Consider the following 21,982-nt stretch of genomic DNA (forward strand, 5'->3'; position numbering starts at 1 on the left):
GTGGTGTCATGGCCAAATTTGCCGATATCGCTTATTCCACAAAGAAAATCCCAAAATATATGACGCGAATATGACGCGAAATAACAACTTCATTCCTAATAAGCCTCAGACGCCGTATTCTCTGTACGCCAGCTCCGAACATTCGGCATACAACAAAAAGAGTTGTTCCGAAGCACTCAGCTTCGGAACAACTCCTAGTACAGAACAACAGCTACGTATCCAGTTCGTATTTCTCCTGATGCACTTTAATGCTGAACACAAGACCAATACAGATCATATTGAGCAGCAGTGAAGTGCCTCCGTAACTGACAAACGGCAGCGTAATACCGGTAATCGGCATCAACCCGATCATCATCCCGACATTCTCGAAGATTTGAAAAACATACATCGAGACAATACCGATGATCATGAACGACCCCCGTTTGTCATAACACTGGAACGCAATTAAGATCATCCTATAGATAAGCAAGAAATAGAGCATCAGCAGTACGGCTGAGCCTTGGAATCCGAACTCTTCTCCAACGACGACGAAGATCGAATCGGAGTAAGGATACGAGATGAAGGCGTTATTCTTCGAGTCGCCTTGCAAATATCCATCCCCCGCCAACCCGCCGGAGCCGATTGCGATCTTTGCCTTCGTCGCTTGGTAGATTTCCTTCTCCGAGCCGCTGCCTGGATTCATGAAACCATTGATCCGTTCGTACCAATGCAGCCGTTCGTGCTCGACCATATACGTTTTGATCTGGTCATTGTACGTATTGAACAAAATACCGAACAACAAAATGAACCCAACAACGACCGTGAACCCGGCCAGCACGTGCGAATACCGGACATTGCCGATCCACAGCATACCGAGCACGATAACGAGGAAAATAATCGCATTGCCGAGGTCCGGCTGCATCATAACGAGCAGGAAGGGCACGAAAGAGTAGGCTGCAACTGCGAGCACGTCGCTTGTCAGCCGCAACGGCTCACCTTGCCGCCTGCCCATTAGATAGGCGATGCCGATTATAAGGACGATCTTAACCATTTCGGCAGGCTGGAACTGCAATCCGCCCGGCAGCTTGAACCAACTTCGCGCACCGTTGATCTCCTCTGCCAGAAAGAACACAAGTACGAGCAACACAAGCCCGATACCGTACCAAATGTACCAACCCTTGAGCAGCAGCCGATAATCGATCAATGACATCATAAGAACGACGACAAAGCCGATCGAGTAAAAAATAACGGTCTTGGTGTCATAAGAAGCATACCGCGGATCGTACGAGGTTGCGCTATGCACGATCAAAGTACTGATGCACATGAACAGCAGCAGCAGTGCGATGATGCCCCAATCTAGCTTCTTCAGTTTATGAATCACTGCTAATTCATCCTATTCCCAGGAACTTGCGGATACGCTTGAATGCACTGCCCGACTTCTCGTCTAGCGGCATTAGCGGCACCATATCGCCCAGTATACGCCGCGCAATGTTCCGATATGCAATCGCGGCACGCGAGGAAGGATCCATAACGGTCGGTTCTCCCGCGTTTGCCGATTTAATGACTTTTTCATCGTCCGGCACAATGCCGAGCAGATCAACGGCCAGCACTTGGCACACTTCATCGATTTCGAGCATATCGCCCGTTTTGAGCATGTTCGGACGAATCCGATTAATGATTAGTTTCGCCGAAATGTTCGTTTGCTCCAGCAAACCGATCACGCGGTCCGCATCCCGTACAGCCGCATTCTCCGGCGTCGTCACGACGATTGCGCGGTCCGCGCCCGCAACCGCATTCCGGAAGCCTTGCTCGATGCCTGCCGGGCAATCGATAATGACGTAATCAAAATCTTTCTTAAGCTCCAGCACGATATCGCGCACCTGCTCCGGAGTCACGTCGTGCTTGTCTTTCGTCTGAGCGGCTGGAAGCATATACAGCTCTTCGAACCGCTTGTCTTTCACAAGCGCTTGCTGCAGTCTGCAGCGCCCTTCTGCAACGTCGACGAGATCGTATACGATCCGGTTCTCAAGTCCCATCACGACATCCAGATTGCGCAAACCAATATCCGTATCGACCATGCATACTTTTTTGCCGAGCAGCGCCAGCGCCGTTCCAACATTTGCCGACGTCGTTGTCTTGCCTACGCCGCCTTTCCCCGATGTTACGACTATCGCATCTCCCATGCTCTCTACACTCCTTTATACACGAGCGGTTCTTTACGCATACGGAATAACTGGGTCGTCTTATCGACTTGCATAACGCCTTCGTTCAGAAAAGCATATTCCATCGCAGCATCCCCCGTCATCCACTCCTCCGGAGGGCGGCTGATCACTTCGGCGATTCGAAGCTGCGTCGGACGAAGGATAGAAGCCGCGATAATCGCTTCCGCATTCCCTTCCGATCCGGCGTGAGCCATTCCCGAAAGATTTCCCATTACGTAAATATCGCCTGTGCAAATAATCGATCCGCCAGGATGCAAATCGCCGAGCAGAAGCAAGCTTCCCTCATGCGTTACGACTTGACCGGATCGAATGATTCCCGTCATTACTTTTAACTGTTGTTCGTTCCCATCCGGCTGAGGCGCCTGGTCAGCCTCTCCTTGAACGGACTGTACGAGCAAATTGCCGCGTTGGCGCAGCACCGATTTGATCTGTTCCTTCTCTTCTTCTGTCGTTTCCCGGTTGCCAAGCTTGACATGAACGTGAATAAGCGGTCCGGTCAGCAGCTGCTGATGTGTTTTCTCAAGCTTATAATGCAGTTCGTCGAGCAGTGCCGAAAATTCGCAGCGATCATCGAGAAGGAACACGAGACCCTCTTTGACGCCTTTGATGGTAATATGTTGTTTTTCGGTCAACGTTCGTCCCTCCCATGATCTATTCCTTTCTTTTCGACATGCCCCGAATCCTGCCGAACCGCATGATTATTCTTCTTCATTTTCGGGCTTGCGTACAGGATGGCCAGACTTCTCCATCCAGCGTCTCACCGGAACATAGATCGCTAGTGCAAATCCGAGCTGCAGAAATGTACTGAGCACCATATGCTCCATCAGCGCATGCGGGTAAGACTCGCGGGTAAACCGGAATACACGATAAACCGCGTATAGAATCGATTCGTAGGCCATACAGGCCAGTATGATAACAGACAGCGCACTCATCATCGTCACTCGCTTCTTATCGAGCAGCAGACCGGTCAAATAACCAAGCAACCCCATTGCAAAGGAATGAACGCCAAGCAAGTTGCCGAAGTAGACAACGTCCTGCAGCAATCCGAAGATCAAACCTAACAACAATGCCTTATGACGCCCGGCGTAGAGTGCAGTGTACATCACGAGTATGAAAGTGAAATGAGGAATGATTCTGCCTGCCAGTGAGTCCGGTATAAACCAAGGGACCAGCGTCCCTTCCACGATAAATACAAGGAACATCACGATGATCAACCGACCGGTCGTCATGGCGTTTCTTCCCCCGTCTCCGCCATCTTCACGACGAAAACTTCGGTCAAACGGTTAAAATCGGCGAGCGGCTTCACAGAAGCGACCTTCGTCAATCCGAAATCGCCAGCTTGCGGCGTCGTCTCTACCGTCCCGACAACAAGTCCTCTCGGGAAGACGCGGCCAAGTCCCGAAGTGATGACCGTATCGCCGACAATCATCGGATCGTTCTCCGGAATACGGTTCATGATGAAGCGGCCTTTATCATGATCGAATGTGCCGATAATGCCGAACGAAACGTTTTCTCTGCCGAGCACGGTGACCGAGATCGACTTGGAATTTGGAGACTTCTCATCAAGCGAAGTAATCGGCTCCACATTCGAGGAGAATGCCGATACTTTCGTTACGATGCCGACAAGCCCGTCGGTGGAGACAACGGCCATGTTTTCCTTAATTCCATTCTCCGAACCCAGATCGATCTTAATGGTAGGGTTATACGGGTCGGGACTTATCGAAATGACTTGCGCGATCAAATATTCGTAGTCGTTCAAGCTGCGCTGGCGCTCCGTGAAATGGAGGGCCTTCTCCAATGACTCGTTGCTTTTTTCAATGACGTTGTATTTGATCTTGTCTCTCGCATATGCAGCGGCCGTCGTTCGGAGCTGTTCATTCTCTTTCTGCAGGGATCGGATGTTGCCAATATCCTCAAACAAGCCCGCTATATAGCCAGCGGGCTTGTAAAACCATTGTTGTACATAGGCGACGGAATCATTGACAAACTTCTCGGGCGCCGACAGCTGCCGGTCGCGTAGCGAGAATCCGAGCGCTGCGATGAACAGGATTAATCCGAGCATGAGGACGAACAGCCGTTTGTTTCTCATCAGATTAAACAGTTCGATCACCGCCCATCGTTATACTCTCTATGGTGTAATGCTAACGCCTGTTATTAGCGTTTCGACCGGGACGACGCCGACCGGTTGTTCTTGAACAGGTGAATGTTGTCGAGCGCGCGGCCCGTTCCGATCGCTACGCAGTCAAGCGGATTGTCCGCTACGATAACCGGCATGCCCGTCTCGCGCGACAGCAGCTTATCGAGGCTGCGCAGTAGCGCTCCGCCGCCGGTCAATACGATACCGCGGTCCATAATGTCGGCGGACAGCTCCGGCGGACACTTCTCAAGCGTTATCTTCACTGCATCCACGATGGAGTTAACCGTATCCGTCAGCGCATCCGTCATCTCATCGGATGTAATGGAGAGCGTCTTCGGCAAGCCCGACACGAGATCGCGGCCGCGAATTTCGATCGACTCGCTCTTCTCAAGCGGAAGCGCCGAACCGATCTCCATCTTAAGCTGCTCAGCCGTACGCTCGCCAATCATCAGATTGTAGACGCGTTTGATATATTGGATGATCGCCTCATCCATCTCATCGCCGGCAACGCGAATCGAACGGCTCGTTACGATGCCGCCCAGCGAGATGACAGCGACTTCGGTCGTACCGCCGCCGATATCGACGACCATGCTCCCCGTTGGCTCCCACACGGGCAGATCGGCGCCGATTGCAGCTGCGAAAGGCTCCTCGATCGTGAACGCTTCGCGTGCGCCGGCCTGTTTCGTTGCGTCTTCGACGGCGCGCTTCTCGACGGCCGTAATGCCCGACGGTACGCATACCATGACGTTCGGATGGCGCGGGAACAGCGAACGCTGCTTCTGCGCTTGGCGAATAAAATATTTGATCATTGTAGCGGTTGTCTCAAAGTCGGCGATAACGCCGTCTTTCATCGGACGAATGGCGCGAATGTTGCCTGGTGTTCTGCCGATCATCTTCTTCGCTTGTTCGCCTACCGCTGTAATTGTCTTCGTATCGGTACGCAGGGCGACCACAGAAGGCTCCCTGACGACAATTCCTTTTCCTCTTACATAGACTAGGGTATTCGCCGTTCCAAGGTCGATACCCAAATCTTTCGCTCCTCCAAACATGTGTAAAGCTCCCTTCTCTTCTTGACGACAATCCTTATTATTATATTACAACAGTCCCCGCTCCTTCAAACTAACAAACTTTCCATCTCCGATAATAAGATGGTCCAGCACTTCGATGCCGATCAACGTTCCTGCTTCGCGAAGCCGCTGGGTTAGCGTAATGTCTTCCGGACTCGGGGCTGGGTCGCCGCTAGGATGGTTATGCGCACATATAATAGACGCGCTGCTGCGCTTAATCGCTTCACGGAACACTTCTCTGGGATGTACTAGCGAGGCGTTGAGTGTTCCGACGGATAGCGTTTCGCGAGCAACGACCTGATTTTTCGTATTTAGAAACAAGCACATAAAATGTTCAACCGACTGGTACCTAAGCTCGTCCATCACCAGGTCGGCAGCATCCTGCGGTCGTTTGATGACAGGGCGGTCGCCGAACCGGGCTGCGGCCATTCGCCTGCCCAGCTCGATTCCCGCCTTTAATTGCAGCGCCTTGGCTGGACCGACGCCATGCACGCCCATCAATTGCTCAACGCTCATATCAGCCAAATAACGGAGCCCGCCGCATTCTTTCAGAATGCTGGCTGCCAGCTCCACGACCGATTCCCGGCTAGTGCCGGTTCGCAGCAATATCGCAAGCAGTTCAGCGTGACTTAGCGCTTCCGCCCCATGTACCATCATGCGCTCTCTCGGACGTTCTTCACGGGGGACATCGCGCATCAATTGCGCTTTAGATTCCATGTCCCGAGCTACCTCCCGATTACAAATAGAAAACCGTTCTATACATTAATAGACAGAGATGCCGAAGTCCGCAAGCATATCGGACAGCAGCGACAGCGGCAATCCGACGACATTGAAGTAGCAGCCTTCGATCCGCTCCACATTCGTAGCGCCAAGTCCTTGAATGGCGTAACTGCCTGCTTTGTCCATCGGCTCGCCGGTTGCAACATAACGCTCAATGCGCTCGATTGGCATGGGCTTCATCCAGACACGTGTTCGGCGGTGCCTTACATCGCGGACACCACTCTCAGATGACAAGCAGCATACACCTGTGTAGACCTCATGTTCACGGCCTTGCAGCCGCCGAAGCGTTGCAATTGCATCCTGAACGTCCACCGGCTTCCCAAGCACTTCGCCGTCCAGCACAACGATCGTATCGGCGCCAATAACAAGCGACGTACCATCGATGCCCTCTTGACGAAGACGTTCGAGTGCCGCTTCAGCCTTGCGCAGCGCAAGCTGCTCCACCATCTCGGAAGGCGACCAAGAAGGATCTGCACTCTCATCCGCATCCGTCGACAAAATACGAACCGGCAAGGAAAGGTCGAGAGATGCGACCAGTTCCTGCCGGCGCGGAGACGATGAGGCCAGCACGAGCTGGCCAATTGTATTCAATTCGGAATGCATCCCGGTTGCCACGGTAATGGCACTTCCTTTCATTTACTCCGCTGCTTGCTCAAGCTTCTGTCGGAATTACATTTTACGGTACAGCCAGATCGCCGCAACAAGTCCGAGAATGCTCAGAATGCTGAGTTCCAGCCGAATCGTTAAATCATAGCTTACTACATAAAGATCGGCTGCCGGCGACCAGTTCACCGTCGTCGTATCCGTCAGGAAGGACAAGCCTGGTACCTGCTTCAGCCATCTCTGCACTAAAGCTCCCGTTAACAATCCAAGTACGATAAATAGAAGGAGCATCCAGCCGTTCTTCTTCATCGCCCAACGCCTCTCGCCATGAATTGACACCTATGGACATTATAAGCGCTAGTTCTACCGTTTACAATCCGCCGCTCGATTCCAGCCATCCTTTTTCGGCAAATACGGCGGACATCAGAGCCGATTGCGCATTCCACAGGTGGGAAGCAGACGGCTTCTTGTCGTACTCGACAAGCGATACTGCTGCGGTATTAATCGACTGGGCCAACTGATTCGAAGCTTTCTTCTCCTGTTCCCCCGTCAGCTTGGTTGCGACAGCCGCCGAAGTGGACAGCCACTGCTCATGCAGCTTTCTCCAAGAAGCGGACGATTCGGCGCTTAGCGGCTTCGGAGCTGTCAGTTCCAATTGATCCAATGTGAGCCGATCAAGCATGCTGATCAACTCGCTTGTCTCCTTCCAATACTTCCGAAGCACTTCAGCGTTTCCCGAGAACGGCATCGCCTTCACAGCCGGAAGCTCAATCGCCTTCACGTATACTTCCATGCCGTTCAGCAGTTGGCTCAGCGCCAATGCCCCATCGCGGCTGCCGGACATGCCGACATAGACGCGGAAATCGTTCTCCGTATCCAGACGGTAAGCGGCTAAGCCTTTGTCCGCCAGATCCGATACTGTCGCATCCGCTCCTTCTGCAGAGCTGAAGACGCCGTATTGAAGCGCTTGAAACGACTGTGCTTTCAAATCAAGCTGCACATTGGCGGTTGCACCGTTCGAGGCTGGAGGCAGCTTATTGTCCTCCGGACTGCCCGCTGCAGCCGTTCCGCCGCTTCCGCTGCCGCTTGCGGCAGGAAGCGACGGATTCCCGCTGCTGTCAGTCGAGCCGGCCGGAGCAATCGCAGGATCGGCAACCGCCGTAGATGCAGCCGTCCCTTCGCCGTCGTTGCTGCCAGACCAAGGACCTTGTCCGGCGAACAGAGCGAGCGCCAAATATCCGAACAACGCACCAGTCGCGATAGCGCCCGCCACCGAAGCGAATACTTTCAGCCACGAAGGCCCGCGCGAGCGGGTACGCGAATAATCAGCAATAGCTGGACGAATTCCGAAGCGTCCGCTTGAATGTCCGCTCTCCAGACTGCCCAAATCCCAATCGGGTATGCTATAAGGCTTGTCCTCTGCGCTTAAGGGCAGCAGAGACGAGTCTGTATCTGGTGGTTGAACGACCGCAATCCGTCCGGTCTGGGACAACCGTTCTTCGCGTTCTTCATCCTTCATTACCGATGATGCTGTATGCTGTGTTGACATACCTGCATCTTCTATACGATTCGCAGCCGAATTTAGTTTTCGTTCGGTTTCGACATTTTTCACCTTCGTTTGCTTGATTGGCTCTGGAAAAGTCCATACGCTCGGCCCGCTCGGCGATATCCGGTCCTGCTCGCCCGTATTCGCATCCTGCGGATAGCTGTCCCGTCGTGCGACCGTCCCGTTCTCCTGCCGAATGAGCTGTTCCAGCACTTGAATATCATCCAGTGAAGGCCGTTTATATGTCCGCGATTGATCTGCTGCCGGCTCGCTCTTCTCTAGTCCGTCCTCAGAACGCATATCAGGCAGAACCCGCAAATGCGGATTCATCCGCACATCTTCACCCGCCGCTTTGCGGCTGTTCGCCGCCGATTCAGCACCATCGAACCGGATCGTCATTTTTCGGTCTCGCTTCATGCTCATTCTCTCCTTCACCTTTTGCCTTCGGCAAAAGCAGCTTCGGAAGGTTCTTGTCCATCCTGTACTAGCAATCTATGAGCGTGATGCGAGATTTATGACGACGAATGTGCGGCGGGCAAGAAGCAGACACTTATCCCATATAAAAAAGACTGGACAGCTTCGAGCGCTGCCCAGTCCAAATCTGCTATAGCAAATCAATTATTTCTTGAATCATCCACTTGCCGGCCGCATCCTTCTTCAGGAACAGAACCGACTCATACGTATAGTAGTCTTCTTCATCTTCAACGTCGAACGAGACGAGAACCGAAGCCGTACCGTTGTTCTCGTCAGCTGCGAACAAGAATACATCAGACGGAGTGTAGAGCGAATCATAATCTTCGAAATCGGAAGTCCAATAATCAATCTCGTCCGCAGCACTCATCGAATCTGCCGCAAACATGCCTTTGATCGCTTCCAAATTTTCTTCACTCAAGCTGTTCGCATATTGCTCGACCAAATCATTTACGCTTGCCGAGAAATCAGCGGAAGCTGCTGCCGGTTGCTGAGGCAAGTCGTAATCTCCGCCCTGCCATTCTTCCGACTTAATCTTCCACACGCCTGCCGAGTCTTTCACCAGCACGTACACGTTCTCATGAACTTCGTCGAGTGCGTATTGGCTGTCCATTTCGACGCGAATGACGGCATCGATCGTTATCGAGGTCCCTTTGAACGAAGTAATCTTCGCCGACTTAACTGTAAACTTCGCGGCTTGTTCTTCGAACTGCTCCTTCATATCCGCTTCATCTTCTGCATTCCAGCTGGAAGGCAGCCAAGTCGCTTTCATTGCTTTCAAATCTTTATTCGAAATGGATGCGATGTACGACTTAACGACTTCTACAGCCTTCTTCTGGCTCGCCGATTCGATGGCTGCCGGCGAAGTGATCGTCAGCGTGCTCTTGCCGTCCCACTTGGCGGTTCCGCCGAACGACTGCACAACGAATTCTGCCGGTACGATAACGTAGCCTTTCAGAGTAGACGGCGCCGCAAGCAGCGATTTCTTCGCATTGTTAACCGTCGCCGATTTGCTGCCGACCGTCAGCTTGACGACCGTCGCGCCTCGTTTGATCGTAGCGGTGCTCGATTTCGTATCATACGCATAGGTCGCGCCGATTTGCGCCGCAAGAGGCTTCGCTTCAACCATCGTCGCGTTGTCTTTCCGAACTGGAGCATTCGTAAACTTCACCGCTTTGCCGTCCACCGATACCGTGACCGCAGTAGCCGCAGCAAAAGCATAGGCCGGTACGATCATAATAGCCAAGCAGACTAACAGGAAAACATTTAACTTTTTGTTCATGATTACCCTTCCTTTTCTAAGTTGTTGATTTTCTTTAGTTATATCGTCATGAACGAATTCGTTCTGAAGTCAGATGAGTAGTGCTAAAGTTTCATTTTTCATCAAATATGTTGTCCCGACACTACTTTTCATCCAGCAACCCCCTTCAACTAGCTCCTCGCCGCACGAAACTTATGGCAATGCAAGACTGCTGCGACATCAATAGGACTGCAAGAACTCTTTGCCCAGCTTCCTGCACGCTGTTGTGGCACATATGCATCACACAAAAAAAAAAGCAAGCACGCTCGATTGCGTGCTTGCTTGATGTGTTTATCCGAAACAACTGGTTACAGGCTCTCTGCCAGCGCAGCCGCTACTTTCCAAATGTCCCCCGCGCCCATCGTAATGATCAGATCGCCTGGTTTCATCGCTGCTTTAAGCTGCTCCAGCACTTCTTCCTTCGTCGGCACATATGCCGTGTTCTCGTTGCTGTTCTTAATGATCAGCTCGACCAGCTTGCGCGAGTTCACACCTTCGATCTGCTGCTCGCCAGCTGGCGAATAGATGTCGGTAATGATAACCTCGTCCGCTTCCCCGAACGCACAGCTGAACTGCTCCAGCAGGAAGTACGTGCGCGTATAACGCTGCGGCTGGAATACGGCAACGATCCGTTTGCCTGTCGCCTTAGCCGCACTGATCGTCGCTTGGATCTCGGTCGGATGATGCGCATAATCGTCGATGATGAGAATGTCGTTCTTCTCGCCCAGCACATGGAAACGGCGCTTCGCTCCACGGAACTGCCGAATCGCCTCGGCTACCGCCCCGAACTCGAGTCCGGCTTCCAGACAGGTGATAATCGTCGCCATCGCATTATAGACGTTGTGGCGGCCCGGTACGGATAGCTCTACCTTCCCGAGCGCTTGGCCCTGACGGTTCAGCGTGAACGTTACTTTACGGTCGCCGAGCAGAATGTCTGTCGCGCGGAAATGCGCCGTTTCCGACTCAATGCCGTACGTCACAATCTGATCGTCCCGCAGCGAACCGCTTCCGACTTGCGGAAGGATCTCCTGCAGGTTCTCGTCATCGATGCATACGATCGCTTTGCCGTCCTGCTTCACTTGCTGGAGGAAGCGGACATAAGCGCTCTTCAGCTTGTTGAAATCACCGTCGTAATTTTCAAGATGATCCGGTTCGATGTTCGTCACGATGGCTATCGTTGGATGGTATTGCAGGAACGAGCCGTCGCTTTCATCTGCTTCTGCTACGACATACTCGCCCTTGCCCGCTTTCGCGTTCGTGCCGACGTTAACGATTTCGCCGCCGATAATATACGTCGGATCGATGCCGCACGTCTCCATAACGAGCGCTATCATCGACGACGTCGTCGTCTTGCCGTGCGCGCCGGCTACCGCTACGCCTTTGCCAGCGTTCATAAGACGCGCCAGCATCTGGGCGCGGTGAAGAATCGGAATGTTCAAATCTTCCGCTGCCTTACGTTCGACATTGTCCTTAGGAAGCGCCGTCGAGTACACGACAAGATCGGCGCCCTTCACGTGTTCGGCTTCATGGCCGATGAAGATGCCTGCACCCTTCTGCGCCAGCTTCTCCGTCAGCTCAGCCCGCACAACGTCGGACCCCGTTACTTTATAACCCATTTCCAGCATGACACGCGCAATCGCGCTCATCCCGTAACCGCCGATGCCGATAAAATGCACATGTTCTGCCGTATTCAAAGACGGTTCACCAACCTTTTTCATTATCCGTGATATGAAGCAGCCGAGAGCGCGCGTCGGAAATAAGGTACAGTGTCCCCGTCACAACGCCGAGATCTCCATCTTCTATCGTCTTCTCCAGACGATCAAGCGCCGCACGCCAATCCGGCTCGATAATTACATTAACCTTCAAGCCTAGTTTTGACGCAAGCTCGGAAGCTATAGAAGCGAGAGACTCCGCACTCATTTTTTTGCGAAAATCAGGCTCGGTCACGATCAGCGTATCCGCTATTGGCAGTATATGCCGGAGAGTCTCGCTGTGATTCTTATTCTCCAGCATTCCGATCACGACATGAGCCCGATTATACGAATAAGTGGACTGTAACGCAGCGGCAAGTGTCGCTGCGCCTTCCGGATTGTGCGCGCCGTCCATCAGGATGCGCGGCTCGTTCGACACCATTTCCAATCGGCCCGGCCAAGCGGCAGCCCGAAGTCCCCGGTTCAAATCTTCGTCCTCAACAATTAACGCATTGTACTGACGAAGCACTTCAAGCGCCATTACCGCCAGTGCGGCGTTCGCCTGCTGGTGGCCGCCATTAAGCGTAACTTCGAGAGGCTCGATCGAACGGAATGGGCCGCGGAATCGGAACGATTGAAGATTCTCTTGAACCGATACCGACTCGTATTGGAACTGCTCCCCGAGCAGATAGAGCGTACTCTTCGATTCGGCTGCCTTCTCCTTCAACACCGCAATAACTTCCGGCTGCGTCGCCGTGCTGACTACAGGAACGCCTGGCTTAATAATGCCGGCTTTCTCCATAGCTACCGCTTCAATCGTATCCCCTAATATGTCCATATGGTCGTGGCCCACGTTCGTAATAAGCGAGATGGCAGGCGACACGATATTCGTCACGTCCATCCGGCCGCCGAGTCCCGTCTCCCATACGACGTAGTCCGGGAATGTCTTCTTGGCGAAGAACAATATCGCTATCGCTGTCGACACTTCGAACATCGTCGGCGATCCGAGCTCCGAAGCCGCAATCTCTTCGACATGCGGCTTCAGCATGTTCGCGAGCTCGAGCAGCGTTTCCTCCGGAATGTCTTCTCCGTTGTATTGGAACCGGTTCGTAAATTTCGTAATGTACGGCGATGTGAATGTCCCTACATCATAACCGCACGCGATCAATACCGATGTCAAATAAGCGCAGGTCGAGCCTTTGCCGTTCGTACCTGCCACGTGAATGAAACGCAGACGCCGCTCCGGATTGTTCATCCGTTCCATCAGCAGCTTCATCCGATCCAAGCCCGGCCGAACGCCGAATGGAATGAGCCCGTTAATCCAATCCGCAGCTTCCTTGTATGTACGGAGCGGAGCGGCGTTGTCCGCCGCTGCAGCCTCCGATTGCATGTCATTCATACTCATGTTCATTTCACTACCTTCCGTCCGGATTACCCGCGAAGCTCAGCAATACGTGCAAGCACTTTGTCTCTTTTGTCAGCGTAATCTGCCATTTTTGCTTTTTCTTCCTCGATGACTTTCGCAGGAGCCTTCGCTACGAACCCTTCGTTGCCCAGTTTCTTCTCGATACGCTCGACTTCGCCGTTGAGCGTCTTCAGTTCTTTCTCTAGACGCGCGACTTCTTGAGCAATGTCGATCAGGCCAGCAAGCGGGAAGAACAGCTCAGCGCCCGTTACGATTGCCGACATTGCTTTGTCAGGCGAAGCAGCGTCGATCGAAACCCCAAGCTTCGACGTGCCGCAGAAACGTTCCACGAATTCGCGGTTGCGTTCAACGATCGCAAGTTCCGCTTCTCCAGAAGGCTTAACAATAAGCTCGATTTTCTTGCTCATTGGCACATTCACTTCTGCGCGAATGTTGCGAACCGCACGGATTAGCTCCATAAGCAGTTCCATCTCGCGCACCGATTCCGGCGATTCAAGCGCCGGATCGAACGTCGGCCATGCCGCCAGCGTAATCGTCTCGCCCTCATGCGGCAAGTGTTGCCAGATCTCTTCGCTAATAAACGGCATGAACGGATGAATGAGACGCTGCGTCCGGTCGAGCACGTATGCGAGCACCGACTGCGTTGCTTGCTTGGCAGCCGGATCGGTGCCGTACAGATTCAGCTTCGCGAACTCGATGTACCAGTCGCACAGATCGTCCCAGATAAAGTTGTACAACAGACGGCCCGTCTCGCCGAAGTCATAGCTGTCGATCAGACGCGTAACGTCGCGCGACGTCTCGTTCAGGCGGTGCAGAATCCAACGGTCAGCCGTGCCGAGCGGTACCGTAATGTCGATATCGGCAGCGGATACGCCGCCCAGGTTCATCAGCGCGAAGCGCGATGCGTTCCAAATTTTGTTCGCAAAGTTGCGTGCTTGTTCGACCTTCTCCCAACGGAAACGCAGGTCTTGGCCTGGCGTGTTGTTCGTCGAGAGCATGAACCGCATCGCATCCGCGCCGTATTTCTCGATAACGTCGAGCGGATCGACGCCGTTGCCAAGCGACTTGGACATCTTCTGGTTGTTCTCGTCGCGCACGAGACCATGCATCAGCACGTCCTTGAACGGAATTTGGTCCGTGAACTCGAGCGCTGTGAAAATCATCCGCGCAACCCAGAAGTAAATAATATCGTAGCCCGTAACGAGCAGATCGGTCGGATAGAACCGTTTGAAATCTTCGCTGTCCTCATCCGGCCAGCCGAGTGTCGAGAACGGCCACAATGCGGAACTGAACCACGTGTCGAGCACATCTTCGTCTTGGCGCCAAGGCGATCCTTCTTGATCGGCGCCGGCAGGCGCTTCAGTACCGACGAACGTCTCGCCCGTCTCTGCGTTATACCACGCTGGAATACGATGGCCCCACCACAGCTGGCGGGAAATACACCAGTCGCGTACGTTCTCGATCCATTGCAAATACGTGCGCTCGAACCGGTCCGGCACGAAGTTGACACCTTTGCCGCTCTTCTGCGCTTCGATCGCACGGTCAGCCAACGGCTTCATCGATACGAACCACTGCGTCGACAAGTAAGGCTCTACGACAGCGCCGCTGCGCTCGGAGTGGCCGACTTGATGCACATGTTCCTCGATGCGGATGCAGACGCCTTGCTCTTGCAAATCCTTCACGATCGCTTTGCGGCAATCTGCACGGTCGAGACCTTGATACGGTCCGGCATGCTCGTTCATCTTGCCGCTCTCGTCCATAACCGTAATTTGCGGCAGGTCATGGCGCAGGCCCACTTCGAAGTCGTTCGGATCATGCGCAGGCGTAATCTTCACGGCGCCGGAGCCGAAGTCTTTCTCTACATATTCGTCCGCGATAACCGGAATTTCACGGTCGACGATCGGCAGACGCAGCATTTTGCCAATGAGGTGCTTGTAACGCTCATCCTCCGGATGAACCGCAACGGCCGTATCGCCGAGCATCGTCTCCGGACGAGTCGTCGCAACCGTAAGATGTCCGCTGCCGTCAGCGAGCGGATATTGCAGATGATACAGCGCGCCCGTTACTTCTTTATACTCGACTTCAATATCCGATAGAGCCGTGCGTGCAGCCGGATCCCAGTTAATAATTTTCTTGCCGCGGTAGATCAAGCCTTTCTCGTACAGGCTGACGAACACATGCCGAACGGCCTTGGAAAGCCCTTCGTCCAACGTGAAGCGCTCGCGGGAATAATCGAGGCCGAAGCCCATCTTCGCCCACTGCTCGCGGATCGTATTGTTATACGTTTCTTTCCATTCCCATACTTTCTCCAGAAACTTCTCGCGGCCAAGGTCGTAACGCGACACCCCTTGTTCACGAAGCTTCTGCTCCACCTTCGTCTGCGTCGCAATGCCGGCGTGGTCGCTGCCCGGCAGCCAAAGCGCGTCAAAACCTTGCATCCGCTTCGTACGCGTCATAATGTCCTGCAGCGTGAAGTCAAGCGCATGGCCGATGTGGAGCATGCCCGTCACGTTAGGAGGCGGGATGACGATCGTATATGTGGGCGCATCGGGACGTTTGCCCGCCTGGAAATAATTTCCCTTCGTCCAGTAGTCGTACCACTTTTGCTCCGCTGCTTTCGGATCGTATGTCGTCGGCATCGAGATTGTCGATTGATTATCAGACATGTTTCACTACCTCCATAGGCTATAGAAAATAAAAAAAACCTTTCGCCGCAAAGGACGAAAGGTTCTAGCTTCCGTGGTACCACCTTCATTCCATGACGAACATATGCAATAACGCACATATGCCGCATGGCACTTAAACAGATAACGGCTGTAACCGGCCGGACCTATTGCCTGCTCTCATTCAAAGCAGCAGCGTTCAGTCCGGGCAACTCCGGGGCGACACGCGGCATCGACAATCCTGCGGCTCCTCACAGCGTAACGGATCCGCTCTCTGAAGGCACGATTGCTGCGTTTCCCTTTCTTCGTTGTTGCCAATATAATCTGTCATCCGACAATAATCCTGCCAATACGGCTGACCTTATCGAATGATACGTATATGGTAATAATACTGCTCTTGCCGATACAAGTCAACGATAGGGGCTATTCGCCCGCTTCCGGATCGGTAACGATCTCAAGCCCCTTGACATGTTTCCGGTTCATGAGATGCCGCTTCTTCCGGTTATCCTTCGAATCGAAGACGATGCTCATATCATAATCCTCGCCCGGATACAGCCGCGTACGGTCGATGTATGGCGCAAGCCGTTTATGACTAAAAGACATTTTCCGCTGCTCCACCTGTACGATTACGTTGCCCCGTTCGTCCGCTTCCTTATATACGATTCCCGTACGCTTCATCGGATAAATCCATACGCAGTCGCCGGCAAGAAGCGGCTTGCGCCGGTTCTCCCCAGTCTGCGAATCGGCTTCACCCGACTCTGATCGCGGACGTTCGATGCGTTGCTCCGGCTTCTGAGGCTGCTGCCGCCTGACAGACTCGCTTGCATAAGGACGCGAACTTCGTTCGCTGACGGACCGGTCCGTCTGGACTGGCGCTGCCGATACGGCATTCGAAGCAAGCGTCTCTGCACGGGCGACAATCATCTCTGGCAATCCAAACCTGCGGGCGACAGCGAATGCCCGGCTTTCGCCAACCTCTCCTATCACAAGCCGGTGAAGCGGCTTCAATGTCTCACGGTCGAACGTCATGCTCGCATTCATGCACCCTTCGGTCTCCGCCGCATACGTTTTGATTTCGTTGAAATGGGTCGTAGCCGCGACGAGCGAGCGTTTCAGCAGCAAGTGCTCCAATACAGCAACCGACAAGGCGATGCCTTCGCCTGGATCGGTACCTGCTGCTAATTCGTCGAGCAGCAGAAGCGAACGTTCTCCTGCCGCATTTACCATCGATGCTACATTCGTCATATGCGCGGAGAACGTGCTGAGCGACTGCTCCAGATTTTGTCCGTCTCCCAAATCCGCCATGACCTGCGCGAAGACGCCCAACTCGCTCGCCGCATCAGCAGGGATAAGAAAACCGCATTGGTGCAGCAGGACGAGCAGTCCGAACGTCTTCAGCGCCACCGTCTTGCCGCCAGTGTTCGGACCCGTAACGATTAGCTGCCGCCAGTTCGCGCCGAGTTCGGCATCAAGCGGCACACATTGGCGCTTATCAATTAGCGGATGCCGGGCATTCACTAGCCGGATGACGGGCAAGCGGCTCATTGCCGGACGCCGGCCATCGTACATACGCGACAGTTTGCCTCTAGCCGTAATAAAATCGAACGCTGCCATCGCATCGACGTTCCAGGCCAACTCGGAAGCACGGGCTCCTGCCATCTCCGACAACCGTGCTTGAATGGCATAACATTCCCGCTCCTCGTCCGCCTTCCAGCTGTCCCATTCCATCTGAAGCGAAGCGATATCCGTCGGCTCTACGAACAGCGTCTGTCCGCTCGCCGATTCGTCCCAGACGGTGCCGGGCACTTGCTTGCGAAGCTCCCGCTTAACGGCAATCACATAATGTCCCCGCCGCTTGCTGATGATCGATTCTTGCAGCGCGCTTTTGTACTTGCTCATCGACTGTTCCAGCCGCTTCTCGATCTTACCTTCAATTGCGTACAACTGGCGACGGATGCGGCCAAGCTCAGCGCTCGCCTCGTCGGCCAATACGCCGCCGCGCAAACAGCGGTCCAATTCTTTGCGCAGCTCCGGACAATCGCTCATCGAATCAGCATAAGACGCAATTCTTGCCGCCGTCTGCCGTTTATTGTCCATATACCTTTTCGACTGAGCAATGGACGTCAGCCAGACGTTCATTTGATGCAGCTCCGACACGGTATACACTCTCCCTTTGCCAAGGAGAGCGACGATAACGTCAATTCCTTCCATCGCGGATAACGGAATGCTTGCGCCTGCTGCCAGCAGAGCGGCCGCTTCCTCCGTCTCCTCCAGCCATGCCTCGACCTGCCGTTCATCCGCGCTCGGCATGTGTTTCTCCGCCAGACGGCGCCCTGCAGGCGATACCGTATAATCGGCGGCAAGCATCAGCATTTTATCCAATTCCAGCATTCGCATCGTTTGTTCATTCATAACCATGGTTCGTTCCTCCAATTTCAAATAATGGGTACAACAAAAAAAGGGACAGAACGCGAGTAAGCGTTCCGTCCCTGCGAATAGATTTCTCCCGTAAATGAAGGTCCGAATGTAACAAAAAAAGCCGTGCTGCTAGAGCACGGCGATCGGACCGAACGGAAGAATTACGTTCAGGCGGAAATCTCTCATGTTCTTAACTTATTGGTGCGAATCGCCGATTGAACGCAGCTCAAAATCAACCTTCAATTGAAAGTTTCTTGAAACTGTGAACGTATTCGGTTATCGCAATATCCAATTACAAGTTAAGAACACCAGTAATCATTAACATTTCCCCTGACACATTTAGGTAACTGCCTCTTCATCATAACCATTCGGATCATAATTCGTCAAGCGGGCTGCCGCACATTCCTTCGGATGCGATAGTGTATTTTGCATATTGTAATTCCATAAATTCCGAGTATAATACTAGGTATAAAACAGTGAATCAGGTGATGCACAATGAACAGCTCGATCAGCCAACAGTTAGATGCATGGGTTAACGACCACCTTGATTTGTACAATTACGCGGTCCAAATCGGCGATACCTATTGGCAACAGCAAATTGCAGACTCTCTTGCCAATAAGGACGCCTACGCCAAATCACTGAACGACCAGGCGGTTCAACGGCAGCTGTGGAGCGAGTTCGACCTCATCAATCGCCGAATGCTGGAGCTGTTCGATGCCATGCGCACACAAGCGCCGGATGAAACTCAACTCGAGAAATTCCGGCAGACCATGCAGGAGTTGAAACGGCGCAGGCTCGCCATCGTCAAACAAATTAAATCCGTCCATTAGCAATTGAAAGATATGGCCCCCATCCCTATATGAAATGAAAAAAGACGCTGTCTGCTCACCTTACGTGAGCCGGGCAGCGCCTTTGTTTATGCTAGTGTTTAAGGGATGTACAGCACTTGGCCTTCGATTAACGATTGATCCTGCAGCCGGTTGTACAGCGACAGCTCCCGCGAATTTTTGCCGTAGCGTGCCGCGATATCGTCGAGCGTCTCCTCCCGCTGAACGATGCACATCCGCACTTTGCGGAACGCCTGCTCATCCGCTAGCTTGCCAAGGAACAACGTCTTCCACTCGATTTCGTCGCCCGTCGTTACCCGCGAGCCTTCTCTCGCAGGTACCTGAGCGGCTTCGGCAGCATCACGCGTTTCCTGCTCCCGCCGCGAGGACGAGAGCAGTGTACGAAAGCCGACGGCTTCCCGCTCGGTCTCCGCTTCCTCCGGACGCTTGCGGCCGAATGCAACTCGCAATTCTTTGCGTTCCGCCTCGTTATCCTGCAGCTGCCTTGCCTCTCCCGGAGCAAAAGCTGGTTGTTGATTGAAAGGCGATTGGTTCGGCGAGGCCGCACCTTGTACCGGTTGATTAGGTTCAATCGGTTGCTGTTGCTGAACGCTTTGCTGCGGGAATGATAAGGCCGAGGCCGAAGCGAATGAATCCTCATCCTCTTCCTCCTGCACGCTTGGCGAATCGTTCCTGAACGGAGGCGAAATGTCTCCGAATTGTCCCAACTGGCCCCGATCGTCAAATACCGAATTAACCGGGTTATCCTTCTCAATCGGCTGATCAAACAATTCACTCTGCTGCTCCTCTGGCCGTTCTTGGACGGCAGATGCCTCAGCAGGCTGTTCGATGGGCTGTTGGGAAGCGAATGCCGACCAATTGATCAGCGGTGTATAAGGCTCCCGCTCCTGAGGAGGAAGTTCCGCTTCCCCCCGGACAGGCTGCCCCGCGCTGTTCCATATCGGTGCTTGCTGCTGCAGCTCCGCCTGTCCCGACTCAAACGCGAACGGATACGGTTGTACCGGTTCTTGACGGGGCGGCTGATATTGGAACGGCTGTCCCCAAGGCGACGGAATGTCCGCCTCCCGCTGCTGGTCTGGCCGGGGTACGGCTGCATCCTCCGCCCGGTAATGAGCCTGTCCGTACTCATCCTGCCGAGCCGTCTCAGGAAATTCATTAAAATGGCTTGGAATCTGCTGCTCCGCCGGCGGTGATGACTGCAAAGGCTGCGATGGTTCCCGGCGGTGGATAACCGTGATCGGCTCTTCCTGCCACGAGCTGATCTGCGCCTCCTGCTGCTCCACCTGAATGCCGTGCAGCGACAATATACCGGTAATGTTCAGCGTGCGGGATGATAGAAGGTCGACATCGAAATGGTCGATCTCGACCGAAATATCATCCAAACTTTGCACCCGGTTCATCGGCAGCGTAATTTCTACCGGGATCCAGTGCTCCAAATTTTGCGGCTGATGCAAATCATACTGCGAGCGGTATATACCCGACAGCAGCAGCTGCCCCTTTAAGAGCGCCTGCTCTCCCTGCTGAACCACTTGAATCCGAGGAACGAGCTCGATCTCTTCCAATTCCTCAATCGCAGCGACGTCATCCGGCAAGTGCACCCGTTCATACACATCAAAGCGCAATCCGTTCGATTGATCCGGCACGCTCCAATCCTCCCTTCTGCCATGCAAGCTTGGGCAATCGTTTCATTCAATACCTATCATATGGCAGGGCGGGATAGAGCATGACTATGAAATTCAGGGAAACGCCAAGGCTTGGCGGCAATATGCTGCTAACAATAAAATAGAGGGCGAACAACGGCCGTCTGCAGAGCAGCCTTGTTCACCCTCTATGAATCTTATTTCGCGGAGCCCGCCACTATGCTGTGCAAGCGTACGAACCAATCCGGGTATGGCGACGCCGTCTCCATCCGGCCTCCATGAAGCGGATGCGTGAACAACAGACGCTCACCGTGCAGCGCTTGATGCGCCAGCCATTGCGTCTTGCCTCCATAGTGCGAATCGCCGATAAGCGGATGCCCGATATGGCTCATATGCACGCGGATTTGATGCGTCCGCCCCGTCTCCAGCTTCAGCCTGACGAGTGCGGCGTCTCTGTACTGCTCCAGCACCTCGTAATGGGTGCGGGCTGGATCGCCGCCTTGAACGACGCGGCGCCGGGCAGCGTGATGGCGGTCGCGCCCGATCGGCGCATCAATCGTACCGGTACAGCTCCGTACCGTTCCGTGAACGAATGCGGCATAGATGCGGTCGATTGATTTCGAACGCATCGCTTCGTCCAAGCGGAGCTGGGCGAGGTCGTTCTTGCTGTACAGTACCGGACCTGATGTCTCGTTGTCGAGCCGATGGATGTGCCGTACCGGCAGCGGATCGTTACGCAAGAGCAAATGGCGTGCCGCCGCCTCATCGAGTGTGCCGCGTTCGCCTTGCCGGGAAGGATGAACAGCCATGCCTGCCGGCTTATCCATGACAAGCACGTGATCATCCTCGAAGAGCACCGCGGCCTCGCTATATCGGCCCGTATGCACTTGCGGCAATGAAGCCATCCGGTACAGCGCATCGGCGGCAGGATCGGCATCCCGAAACGCCTCTAGCGTAATTTGATCTCCCGCCATTCGAATGCCGCCGACGGAGAAAAGCAAATTCACCCACTTAACGGGAAACCAGTTCTGCGCAATGAGCCATTGCCGGACGGTATGCGGATGTGAATCCGGCTGCGGCCATTCGGTTTCGGCGCTCAGGCCGCTGCCATAACCTTCGCGCATGAGAACAAGCTGCCGTCCATCCCTTCGTACTCCTGACTGCCAATCGAAACGTCCTTCACCCATATG

General features: G+C 53.8%; 19 protein-coding genes. 2 read left to right on the plus strand and 17 right to left on the minus strand.

The genetic code is table 11. The features are described 5' to 3' along the window. Nucleotides 1-211: 211 nt before the first annotated feature. The 14 genes from PKO01S_RS02480 to PKO01S_RS02545 all read right to left on the minus strand — a co-directional run bounded on the left by PKO01S_RS02480 (nt 212) and on the right by PKO01S_RS02545 (nt 15,888). Nucleotides 212-1,360, minus strand: coding sequence for an FtsW/RodA/SpoVE family cell cycle protein (locus tag PKO01S_RS02480; protein WP_127529709.1), 1,149 nt, complete (start codon nt 1,358-1,360; stop codon nt 212-214). A gap of 7 nt (nt 1,361-1,367) precedes the next feature. Further along, on the minus strand, nt 1,368-2,162 hold the full coding sequence (gene minD / locus PKO01S_RS02485) for a septum site-determining protein MinD (protein ID WP_127529710.1): 795 nt from the start codon (nt 2,160-2,162) through the stop codon (nt 1,368-1,370). 5 nt (nt 2,163-2,167) lie between these two features. Beyond that, a complete protein-coding gene (locus PKO01S_RS02490; protein ID WP_127529711.1) occupies nt 2,168-2,833 on the minus strand; it encodes a septum site-determining protein MinC in 666 nt (221 codons plus the stop codon). Nucleotides 2,834-2,899: 66 nt separating this feature from the next. After that, the gene (gene mreD, locus PKO01S_RS02495) at nt 2,900-3,430 is read right to left on the minus strand and encodes a rod shape-determining protein MreD (protein ID WP_127529712.1); all 531 of its coding nucleotides are present in this window, start codon (nt 3,428-3,430) and stop codon (nt 2,900-2,902) included. Then, entirely contained in the window at nt 3,427-4,311 is an 885-nt protein-coding gene (gene mreC / locus PKO01S_RS02500) for a rod shape-determining protein MreC (RefSeq protein WP_127529713.1), read from the minus strand. Before mreC ends, mreD begins: the two co-directional genes overlap by 4 nt. Nucleotides 4,312-4,355: 44 nt before the next feature. Then, nucleotides 4,356-5,387, minus strand: coding sequence for a rod shape-determining protein (locus PKO01S_RS02505; RefSeq protein ID WP_127529714.1), 1,032 nt, complete (start codon nt 5,385-5,387; stop codon nt 4,356-4,358). Between the two features lie 45 nt (nt 5,388-5,432). Continuing rightward, nucleotides 5,433-6,122, minus strand: a complete 690-nt coding sequence (radC, locus tag PKO01S_RS02510; RefSeq protein ID WP_127529715.1) for a RadC family protein — start codon at nt 6,120-6,122, stop codon at nt 5,433-5,435. A 45-nt stretch (nt 6,123-6,167) separates the two neighbouring features. Further along, entirely contained in the window at nt 6,168-6,788 is a 621-nt protein-coding gene (locus PKO01S_RS02515) for a Maf family protein (RefSeq protein ID WP_127529835.1), read from the minus strand. Nucleotides 6,789-6,854: 66 nt separating this feature from the next. Then, nucleotides 6,855-7,097: a DUF4321 domain-containing protein gene (locus PKO01S_RS02520; protein ID WP_127529716.1), complete on the minus strand. Its 243-nt coding sequence runs from the start codon at nt 7,095-7,097 to the stop codon at nt 6,855-6,857. A gap of 61 nt (nt 7,098-7,158) precedes the next feature. Then, complete coding sequence (locus PKO01S_RS02525; protein WP_164779446.1) at nt 7,159-8,751, minus strand: SPOR domain-containing protein; 1,593 nt, start codon at nt 8,749-8,751, stop codon at nt 7,159-7,161. A gap of 187 nt (nt 8,752-8,938) precedes the next feature. Continuing rightward, the gene (locus PKO01S_RS02530) at nt 8,939-10,087 is read right to left on the minus strand and encodes a copper amine oxidase N-terminal domain-containing protein (protein ID WP_127529718.1); all 1,149 of its coding nucleotides are present in this window, start codon (nt 10,085-10,087) and stop codon (nt 8,939-8,941) included. Nucleotides 10,088-10,413: 326 nt separating this feature from the next. Continuing rightward, complete coding sequence (murC, locus tag PKO01S_RS02535) at nt 10,414-11,799, minus strand: UDP-N-acetylmuramate--L-alanine ligase (protein ID WP_127529719.1); 1,386 nt, start codon at nt 11,797-11,799, stop codon at nt 10,414-10,416. Between the two features lie 7 nt (nt 11,800-11,806). Continuing rightward, on the minus strand, nt 11,807-13,201 hold the full coding sequence (locus PKO01S_RS02540) for a bifunctional folylpolyglutamate synthase/dihydrofolate synthase (protein WP_127529720.1): 1,395 nt from the start codon (nt 13,199-13,201) through the stop codon (nt 11,807-11,809). Nucleotides 13,202-13,227: 26 nt separating this feature from the next. Then, complete coding sequence (locus tag PKO01S_RS02545; protein ID WP_127529721.1) at nt 13,228-15,888, minus strand: valine--tRNA ligase; 2,661 nt, start codon at nt 15,886-15,888, stop codon at nt 13,228-13,230. Nucleotides 15,889-16,014: 126 nt separating this feature from the next. Here PKO01S_RS02545 and PKO01S_RS02550 point away from each other — a divergent pair, with 126 nt between their 5' ends. Next, nucleotides 16,015-16,257 (plus strand): hypothetical protein, encoded by a 243-nt coding sequence (locus PKO01S_RS02550; RefSeq protein ID WP_127529722.1) that lies wholly within the window; start codon nt 16,015-16,017, stop codon nt 16,255-16,257. A 51-nt stretch (nt 16,258-16,308) separates the two neighbouring features. On the opposite strand, the gene PKO01S_RS02555 is transcribed toward PKO01S_RS02550, so the two are convergent. After that, on the minus strand, nt 16,309-18,297 hold the full coding sequence (locus PKO01S_RS02555; protein ID WP_127529836.1) for an endonuclease MutS2: 1,989 nt from the start codon (nt 18,295-18,297) through the stop codon (nt 16,309-16,311). A 501-nt stretch (nt 18,298-18,798) separates the two neighbouring features. Between PKO01S_RS02555 and PKO01S_RS02560 the strand changes: the two genes are divergently transcribed. After that, complete coding sequence (locus tag PKO01S_RS02560; protein WP_127529723.1) at nt 18,799-19,134, plus strand: hypothetical protein; 336 nt, start codon at nt 18,799-18,801, stop codon at nt 19,132-19,134. A 98-nt stretch (nt 19,135-19,232) separates the two neighbouring features. Here PKO01S_RS02560 and PKO01S_RS02565 read toward each other — a convergent pair whose 3' ends face one another. After that, nucleotides 19,233-20,795, minus strand: a complete 1,563-nt coding sequence (locus tag PKO01S_RS02565) for a LysM peptidoglycan-binding domain-containing protein (RefSeq protein WP_127529724.1) — start codon at nt 20,793-20,795, stop codon at nt 19,233-19,235. Between the two features lie 194 nt (nt 20,796-20,989). Continuing rightward, nucleotides 20,990-21,916 carry an RluA family pseudouridine synthase gene (locus PKO01S_RS02570; RefSeq protein ID WP_127529725.1) on the minus strand — a complete coding sequence of 309 codons (927 nt, stop codon included), beginning with the start codon at nt 21,914-21,916 and terminating at the stop codon, nt 20,990-20,992. Nucleotides 21,917-21,982: the final 66 nt, after the last annotated feature.

The sequence above is a fragment of the Paenibacillus kobensis NBRC 15729 genome (genome assembly GCF_004000825.1).
GTDB classification, from domain to species: domain Bacteria; phylum Bacillota; class Bacilli; order Paenibacillales; family Paenibacillaceae; genus Paenibacillus_T; species Paenibacillus_T kobensis.